The 8,605-nt window shown below is 51.4% G+C and carries 7 protein-coding genes; 4 read left to right on the top strand and 3 right to left on the bottom strand.

Annotated features, from left to right (window positions below):
• Positions 1 to 98: 98 nt before the first annotated feature.
• The 3 genes from L692_RS0125805 to L692_RS0125795 form a co-directional block, all read right to left on the bottom strand.
• Positions 99 to 623 carry a UvrB/UvrC motif-containing protein gene (locus tag L692_RS0125805; RefSeq protein ID WP_025702779.1) on the bottom strand — a complete coding sequence of 175 codons (525 nt, stop codon included), beginning with the start codon at positions 621 to 623 and terminating at the stop codon, positions 99 to 101.
• 29 nt (positions 624 to 652) lie between these two features.
• Positions 653 to 1,114 carry a CtsR family transcriptional regulator gene (locus L692_RS0125800; protein ID WP_025690718.1) on the bottom strand — a complete coding sequence of 154 codons (462 nt, stop codon included), beginning with the start codon at positions 1,112 to 1,114 and terminating at the stop codon, positions 653 to 655.
• Between the two features lie 555 nt (positions 1,115 to 1,669).
• On the bottom strand, positions 1,670 to 3,352 hold the full coding sequence (locus L692_RS0125795) for an alpha-glucosidase (protein WP_025702778.1): 1,683 nt from the start codon (positions 3,350 to 3,352) through the stop codon (positions 1,670 to 1,672).
• 407 nt (positions 3,353 to 3,759) lie between these two features.
• Between L692_RS0125795 and L692_RS0125790 the strand changes: the two genes are divergently transcribed.
• The 4 genes from L692_RS0125790 to L692_RS0125775 all read left to right on the top strand — a co-directional run bounded on the left by L692_RS0125790 (position 3,760) and on the right by L692_RS0125775 (position 8,489).
• Positions 3,760 to 5,049: a sugar ABC transporter substrate-binding protein gene (locus tag L692_RS0125790; RefSeq protein WP_051503588.1), complete on the top strand. Its 1,290-nt coding sequence runs from the start codon at positions 3,760 to 3,762 to the stop codon at positions 5,047 to 5,049.
• A 71-nt stretch (positions 5,050 to 5,120) separates the two neighbouring features.
• The gene (locus tag L692_RS0125785) at positions 5,121 to 6,461 is read left to right on the top strand and encodes a carbohydrate ABC transporter permease (protein ID WP_312001359.1); all 1,341 of its coding nucleotides are present in this window, start codon (positions 5,121 to 5,123) and stop codon (positions 6,459 to 6,461) included.
• Complete coding sequence (locus L692_RS0125780; RefSeq protein ID WP_025702775.1) at positions 6,461 to 7,297, top strand: sugar ABC transporter permease; 837 nt, start codon at positions 6,461 to 6,463, stop codon at positions 7,295 to 7,297. Before L692_RS0125785 ends, L692_RS0125780 begins: the two co-directional genes overlap by 1 nt.
• A 151-nt stretch (positions 7,298 to 7,448) precedes the next feature.
• On the top strand, positions 7,449 to 8,489 hold the full coding sequence (locus tag L692_RS0125775) for a LacI family DNA-binding transcriptional regulator (RefSeq protein ID WP_025702774.1): 1,041 nt from the start codon (positions 7,449 to 7,451) through the stop codon (positions 8,487 to 8,489).
• Positions 8,490 to 8,605 lie beyond the last annotated feature (116 nt).

Here is an 8,605-nt window from a genome sequence, read left to right as displayed (position 1 = left end):
CGGGGGGGGGCTGCCGCCGCTGCGCATCCATTCACTTAGCGCTTGTTCGGTAAACCGGAGATTTGGCATCGTGCATTCCCCCTATATATCTTAAGACTTTACTCTTGTGCCAATTCTTTTTCAAGTTTTCGAATCTGATCTCTTAATTCGGCGGCGCTTTCGAACTCCTCCTGCGCGATTGCCTTCTGAAGCTGCTCCTTCAGTTCATCGATTTGCCGCTTGAAGCGAATCTTCGCCCCGGCGCGTTTCGGGATCTTGCCGACATGGCTTGTGCTGCCGTGCACCCGCTTGATAAGAGGATCAAGACCCTTGTCAAAATATTTGTAGCAGGAGCTGCAGCCGAAGCGTCCGAGCTTGCTGAACTGCCCATAGGTCATGCCGCATTCCTCGCAGCGAACCTCGTGGGGCTTGGCCTCGGCGGAGGATTTGCCCTTGCTTGCCCCCTCCAGATCCAATAAACCCGACAAAAGGCTATGAATGGAAAAACCGCCCGTCGTACCCGGTATTAATTCACCCTTTTCCCTTGCACAGTTCTCGCAAATATGAAACTCCGTCTTCTCTCCATTCACAATCTTGGTGAAATGAAGCGTTGCCGGTCTGACACCGCACTCTTGGCAAACCATATTACGAAATCCTCCCTTTAAGCGCCGAATTATTTGCTGAGCAATGAGATCAGCATCGCCTTCATCATCTTGGAACGAATCTCGTCCCGATGGGGGAGCTTAACCGCAATGCATTCGCGCGAAATGGCGGCACGCATAAGGCAGGCTTCGCGTCTGGTCAAAAAACCGGCTTCTTCAAGCTGATAAATAAGTCCCTCAGCCGTACTCTGGTCGATGCCCGAGCCAATTTTCTGGTTAAGATGCGTATGCAGCGCCGAGTGCTGCGGAAGCTCAATGCGCTGAATGCGGATATACCCGCCTCCGCCGCGTTTGCTCTCCACCAAATAGCCCTTTTCCAGCGTAAAACGTGTGCTGATTACATAATTGATCTGGGAGGGTACGCATGAGAAATGGTCCGCCAGATCATTGCGTTGAATTTCTACTGTGCCTTCGGGACTTTCATGCAAAATATTCTTCAGATATTGTTCAATGATATCGGAGATATTGCGCATCACTCATCCTCCAGATTCAGAGCTTGCAGATGCAACCGATGGCACGTTCCCTTTCCGGCCTTGACCTTCAAAAGGAACTTTAACCAAAGTGCAAAGAGCCGAATCCCGTATAAAGCCGGCTGACAAGCCCGGATTTTGATTCCATTCAAGCCCTACTAGTGTGGCCTAAACTGTACACCGCATACTTGAAAACACGAACGGGAACGATTAAGTATTCACCTGCTGTAAGCTCTGTTGACTTTGACTTTCTTTGACTTATTTATTATTATAGCACATTCTCGCGGAATGCCAAGTCTTTGATCCGAAAAAATCAAACAACGCCGTCCAGGCTTCTTTACCGATACATTATCCATACATTACCCACATGCAGTCCCGCTTGATACAGGTTCATCAGGTTTTTTGCAATCCGGCAGCGCCCGGGTGAATAAACGATTTGCACTCGGCCCAACAAGTCCGCGCTACAAAGACTTAATTATATGTAAAAAAAGCTACCCTCCTCTATTAGAGACGGTAGCCGTTTCTTCCGGTATGCCCTTTTCGGGCTGAAGCAGATTTCTATGAGGCATGGCTACGCACAAGATAGATTCTCGCTTCGAAAGGGCGCAGCCGCAGCGCCGCAAGCGATTCTTCCGCATCGGGATAATTGGCCAGCAGCAGAATCGGCTCCAAGGCCGATTCTCCCAGATCAACGGCCTGCTCCCGCCCGGAGAAGTTGGCGACGACAACCAGCGTCTCATCATGCAGCGTCCGCCGATACGCGAACACATCAGGATGCTCCTCAAGCAGCGGGCTGTAATCGCCGTAGACAATCACCTCATGGCGTTTCCGCAGCCGGATCAGCTCACGGTAGTAGTGCAGCACGGAATCGGGATCGGCGAGGGCTTTTTCCACATTCACTTCCTTATAGTTGGGGTTGACGTCAATCCACGGCTGCACGGTTCCGAAGCCCGCATACACGCTGTCGTCCCACTGCATCGGCGTACGCGCATTGTCACGGCTTTTCAGATAAATATCCCGCATTACCTCTTCGTGAGGACGGCCTTTCGTCTCGCATTCGATCCGGTAATAGTTAAGGGTCTCCACGTCCCGGTAATTCTGAATGCTGTCAAAACGAATATTGGTCATGCCGATCTCCTCGCCCTGATATATGTAAGGAGAGCCTTGCAGCATATGGATGCAGGTGGCGAACATTTTGGCGCTTTCCATGCGGTAGCGGGTGTCATCGCCCCAACGGGAAACGACGCGCGGCTGGTCATGATTGTTCAGATAAAGGCCGATCCAGCCCTTGCCCTGGAGTCCCAGCTGCCAGCGTGTAATGATTTGCTTGAAGGCCGGCAGAGAGAACGGGATGGTCTCCCAGCGTCCGCCCGGACCGTTATCCACATCCATATGCTCAAAATAAATAATGCTGTCCAGCTCCTTGCGGGCGGAATCCGTGTAGAGCAATCCCTCCTCCGCCGATACCCCGGCCATTTCCGCAACGGTAAACATCGGGTAACGGGAGAAGACCTCCTTGTTCATCTCCTGAAAAATGTCGTGAATCCCTTCGCCATTGGCAATCAAATGCCCGCACGGGGCCAGGCAATGATCCGGTTCGATCGGCTCCGCATCCTGCCATTCGCCAGGCTTGACCAGAAGGTTGACCGCATCAAGGCGGAAAGCATCCACCCCTTTTTCCAGCCAAAAACGCATCATGCTGTACATTTCCCGCCTCAGCGCATCATGCGACCAATTCAGATCCGGCTGCTTGGCGGAGAAAAGGTGAAGATAGTAGGCACGGGCCTCCTCATCGTATTTCCAGGCCGACCCGCCAAAGAATGATTCCCAGTTATTCGGCTCGCCGCCCCCCTCGCGCCAGTAGTAATAATCCCGGTAGGGATTGCTGCCTGGAGCTTTGGAAGCCTGAAACCACGCATGCTCGTCAGAGGTATGGTTAAGAATAATATCCATCATAATCTTCATGCCCCGCCGGTGAATTTCACTGCACAGGCTCTCCCAATCATCCATGCTGCCGAATTCATCCATGATCTCATAATAATCGCTCACATCATAGCCGTAATCATCATTTGGGGATTTATATACAGGTCCCAGCCAGATCACATCAACTCCAAGCTCTTTCAGATAATCCAGCTTCTCTTCGATCCCTTTAAGATCGCCGATCCCATCGCCGTCGCTGTCTCTGAAGCTTCTAGGGTATACCTGATAAATAACCGCTTCCTTCCACCATGTCCTCGTCACGGGCAGTCCACTCCTTCTTGGTTCTATAGAATTTACATTTTTACATGAAAATAAATCAATTCTTTGAATCAATAATAGTTAGCTAAATAGATAGTGTCAACTAATAAAGATGAACAACACAAGCCTAACCGGAATTAATATCACGATCCCCCGCCTGATTTTTCTCTAAAATCAAAGATAATAGCTCAAATATTAAACTTTTATTGAAAAAACAAATCACAAAAATGATTGGCACATCAAAATGCCCTCTTGTATATTGAACATTGTAAGGAACGGCAACGTCATATGTCACAAAGCCTTACATATTCCAGGTGAAGATGGGGTCAGGTCCTTAGCTTGGTCAATTTAGTCGCTTCTACCGTGTCGGTCTGCCTTAACATTTTGTATCCAAGAGGAGAGGTATGTGTATGAAAAGAAGAACCGGACTGATTTCCCTTCTGATGGCGGGCATGCTCGCCTTAACCGCCTGCGGCAGCGCTTCGCCTGCGGCGAGTCCTTCACCGTCTGCGGCAAGTGAATCTCCGCAGCCCGGCTCAAATACGGCGATGGACGAGCTGCAGCCGGAACCGGGGGCCGAGCTGGTCTACTGGGACAAGAAAGACGCTTTCTCCGAATATGCAGTGCAGGAGTTTGAGAAGAAATACAATGTCAAGGTAAAGCTTGAAGAGGTGATGTTCTGGGAGACGGTCGGCCGCCTTATTACGGATGGTCCGGCGGGAACCGGCGCTGATGTGTTTGTTGCCGGAGCGGATCAGCTTGGTCCTAATGCGAACTCCGGTCTCTTTCTGCCGAATGATTATTTTGGCGAGGAAACAACCAGGATTTCGGTTAAATCCGCCCTGGATGCGGTAACCGTCGACGGCATTCTGTACGGTTATCCGCGGAATATCGAGTCGTTTATGATGTATGTCAACAAGGATATCGTGAAGGATGCGAAGCTGGATACATGGGACGATCTGAAGGCTTTTGCCAAGAAGTATAATGATATTCCCAACAACAAATACGGCCTGTTCTACGAAACCAACAATTTGCTCTACAACTATTCGTTCATGGCCGGCTATGGCGCTTATATCTTTGGCAACCACGGAACCGACAAGAACGATATCGGTCTGAACAACGAAGGCGCGGTTAAAGGGATGGAATTCTACCGTTCGCTGAAGGACATATTGCCGGTGGCCAGCTCCGATCTTACCGAGGACGTCAAGGTATCGCTGTTCGAGCAGGGCAAGGTAGGGATTATTTTGGACGGGATCTGGAACTTGGGCCGATACAAGAGCCTGCCGTTTGAGGTCGGAATCATTCAAATGCCCAAAATGCCGGGCGGTGTCGATCCCAAGCCTTACGCGAGCGTTCCCGCCTATTTCGTAAGCTCGTATTCGAAGTATCCGAATGCGTCCAAGCTGTTCGCCCACTTTATGACCACGAAGGAAATGCAGCTCAAGAACTATGAGATGAGAGGCGTGCTGCCTGCTTATGCCGGGATTGAGAACGATGAGAAGCTGAAGTCGGATGACATCATTCAAGTCTTCGCCAAGCATGTAGCCCATGCGGAGATGCTGCCGGTCATTCCGGAGGTGCAGTATTTCTTCCAAAATATAACCCCCGTGCTGGAACAAATCTGGAATGGAGCCGACATTAAAGCCACACTGGATAAAGCTGTAGCGGATATGAAGGCCAATATTGCCGCAGCCAAATAGTGAAAAGGGTGACTACAAACAGCCGTTCCGCTGCTGGCGGGGCGGCTTCTTTATAAGGAGTGAATATAGCGGTGGAAAAACAATCCATAATGGAATTTCAGAGACCCTTTCTGTCCGGCCGTCGGACAAGCGCCGTCTTGTCGATTCTCGTTATGGGAGCGGGTCAGCTTAACAACCGTCAGTACGGTAAGGGAATCGTGCTGATGCTGCTGCATTTCGCAGGTCTGTACGCGGCGATTGCCAAGCTGCCCCATGCGCTATGGGCGCTGGTTACACTTGGAGAGACACCGGCCCGTCTGGAAAAGGTCGGCAAGCTGTACCAGCAGGTAATGGGGGATCATTCCATCTATTTGCTGGTTGAGGGCTTGATTATGATTTTTCTGATGCTTCTTCTTCTTGCCGTTTATGTGCAGAATGTCAGGGATGCTTATCGCTGCGCGAAACTTGGGGAAGCGGGGATACCGCTGCATACGTTCAGGCAGACGCTGCATTTCTTGCTTGATTACCGTTTCCCGCAGATTGCCATTGCAATTCCGGTGCTGGGTATCGTATTTTTTACAGTCATGCCGATTGTGTTCATGATTCTGCTCGGTTTCACCGATTTCACGCGCAACCATATGCCTCCTGCCCAATTAATCAATTGGCACGGCCTGGAGACGTTTCTGGATATTTTCCGGCTTCGCGTCTGGAGCGAGACCTTCTACGGCGTAACACTGTGGACCCTGCTCTGGGCCGTGGCGTCGACCCTGACCTGCTTTGCGGCCGGATTTGCTATTGCGCTCGCGGTGCAGCAGAAGGATATCCGGTTCAAAAAATTCTGGCGGACGATCTTTATTCTTCCTTATGCCATTCCTCTGTTCGTATCTACACTCATCCTGCGCAACGTATTTAACGGCCAGTTCGGACCGGTGAACGACTATCTTGAACTCATGGGATTTGGGCGGATTCCCTGGCTGTCGGACCCGGAATGGGCAAAGCTCACGCTTGTCCTTGTCAACATGCTTCTTGGGTTCCCCGTTATCATGCTGATGATTATTGGCGTCCTGTCCACCATACCGGGAGATATGTATGAAGCCGCCGATATCGACGGAGCGGATGGACTGCAAAAGCTGCGGCGGATCACTTTTCCTGTCGTGATGTACACCATGATGCCGATCCTGATTATGCAATTCGTGGCCAATATCAACAATTTCAATGTGATCTATCTGCTGACCGGAGGCAATCCCGTCAACGGAAATTATCAATTCGCGGGCCATACGGATATCCTGATTACCTGGCTATATAAGCTGTCCATGGAGCAGGGGCAGTACAATTTTGCTTCAGTTATCGGAGTATTCATCTTCGTGATCTTGTCCGGATTCGCCATCTGGAGCATCCGCCGAACAAAGTCATTTAAGGAGGAGAGGCTATAGTGAAGAAGCGTTCCTTTCGAACAGCGGCGCGCCTGACTTCAAGCTACGTGCTGCTGTCGCTCGCCGCGCTGTTCTGTGTTTATCCTGCCCTTTGGGTACTGCTGTCCTCATTCCGGCCGGGAGATATGCTCTTTAGCGAGACGCTGCTTCCGACATCGTTCACCCTTCTCCATTACAGGCAGCTGTTCGAGAACTATCCGTTCGCCCAGTGGTATGCAAATACGTTCAAAATCGCCATGATCAGCACAGCGATCTCAACTGTCCTCGTTATGATGACCGGGTATGTGTTCTCAATGTTCCGTTTCACCGGCCGAAAAAACCTGATGAGCATGCTGCTGGCGCTTGGCTTGTTTCCCGGCTTCATGAGCATGATAGCCGTATATATTTTGCTGAATCAGATGAACCTGCTGAATACCCATGCGGCGGTTATTATCGTGTCCGCTGCGGGAGCGCCGCTGTTCTTCCTGTTCTCCAAAAGCTATTTTGACACGATCCCTCGCAGTCTGGTGGAAGCAGCCCGGATCGACGGGGCCGGTCATCTGAATACCTTCTTCCGCATGATTCTGCCTCTGTCCAAGCCGCTGCTGGTGTATGTGGTGCTGATGAACTTCACCGGCCCGTTCACGGATTTCATCTTCGCCAGGCTCGTGCTGAGGACTCCGGAGAAAAAGACATTGGCTGTTGGGCTGTATGACATTGTTACGGACCGAACGAAGCTTCAGTTTACGATGTTCGCCGCCGGCTGCGTGCTGATTGCCGTTCCGATTACAGCATTGTTCCTACTGCTGCAGCGCTATCTGGTTGCCGGATTGACATCCGGCGCAGAGAAGGGCTAGACGACAACTGCCGACGAAAGAGGAAGGCTGTCTGTTCGGACAGGGCTGTATCGGGTATAATTGAAAGAAGAGTGTAGTTAACTGCAACATACGGTTCCGAGCGGTCCGATAGGTCGGCCTCCGGGAAAGAAAGAAACGGAGGGTTATAGTATTGGCGACAATTCAGGATATAGCAGACTATGTGGGGATCTCCATTGCGACCGTGTCCAGGGCGCTCAACAAGCCGGCGATGGTCAATCCGGAAACGCGCGAGCGCGTGATGCAGGCCGCGAAGAAGCTTAACTATTTCGACACAGCCAAGTTCAAGCAGACCAATATAAAGAACGCGAAAATCTCACTGGGCGTCATCATCCCATATATCACATCGTTCTTCTTCGGCGAATTATTCAGCGGAATCAGCCGGGTCGCGCAGGAGAACAATATCGATCTGATCCTGTATGAGCTAAAGAGCGGCAAAATGAACGAGGAGGGTCTCACCGAGGCGTTCTCCTTCGTGCAGCAGCATCTGGTTGACGGAGTTATTCTGACAAGCTTTCATATGCCCGCCGAGTACGACAAGTTGATTGATACGCTGCAAATTCCCGTCGTCCTGCTGTTGGATTCCCACGAGAACTCCAAACTTCCGGCCTACAAGGTCGATGACATTCGCGCTTCGTTCGACGCCGTCGCTTATCTCGTATCGCGCGGACACCGGCGGATCGGCATGATATCCGCGATGCTGACACAGCAGCATGACCGAGGCGAACAGCTCCGGCTCAAGGGCTACAAACAGGCGGTCGACTTCTATGGCCTGCCGTTCTCCGAGTCATTTGTCGCCTACGGCGACATGCGTTTTGAGGACGGGTACAGAGCGATGAAGGAGCTTCTAGCCGAGCGGGAACAGACCGGACTGACCGCCATATTTGCAGCCTCCGACGAGATGGCGATTGGAGCGATGCGCTGCATCTACGACGCGGGGCTCAAAGTCCCGGAGGACATCTCGGTTATGGGCTTTGACAATTTGTCGGTAAGCGGAATCACCACCCCCAAACTGACAACGATTGAACAGCCCTTTGGAGAGATTGGCGCAGAGGGCGTCAAGCACATGATCAGACACTTTGCCGAGGGAGGAAAGTTCCCCGAGAAAGGACAGTTCTACCTCGCCTATAAAATTATTGAACGAGAGTCCGTAGCCGCGATTCCGCTCGATTAATACAGCATGCGAACAGGCCGTTCCCTAAAAAGGACGGCCTGTTCGCGTTCTCCGCGATATACAAAAACCACTGCTGTGAACTCAGCAGTGGTTTCATGTGCTTGGCAACGTCCTAC

Origin of the sequence: Paenibacillus forsythiae T98 (assembly GCF_000520735.1) — a bacterium.
In the GTDB taxonomy this organism is placed as follows: domain Bacteria; phylum Bacillota; class Bacilli; order Paenibacillales; family Paenibacillaceae; genus Paenibacillus_AQ; species Paenibacillus_AQ forsythiae.
Note: the sequence above shows the minus strand (reverse complement) of the source record. Positions and strands in the feature narration are given on the sequence as shown.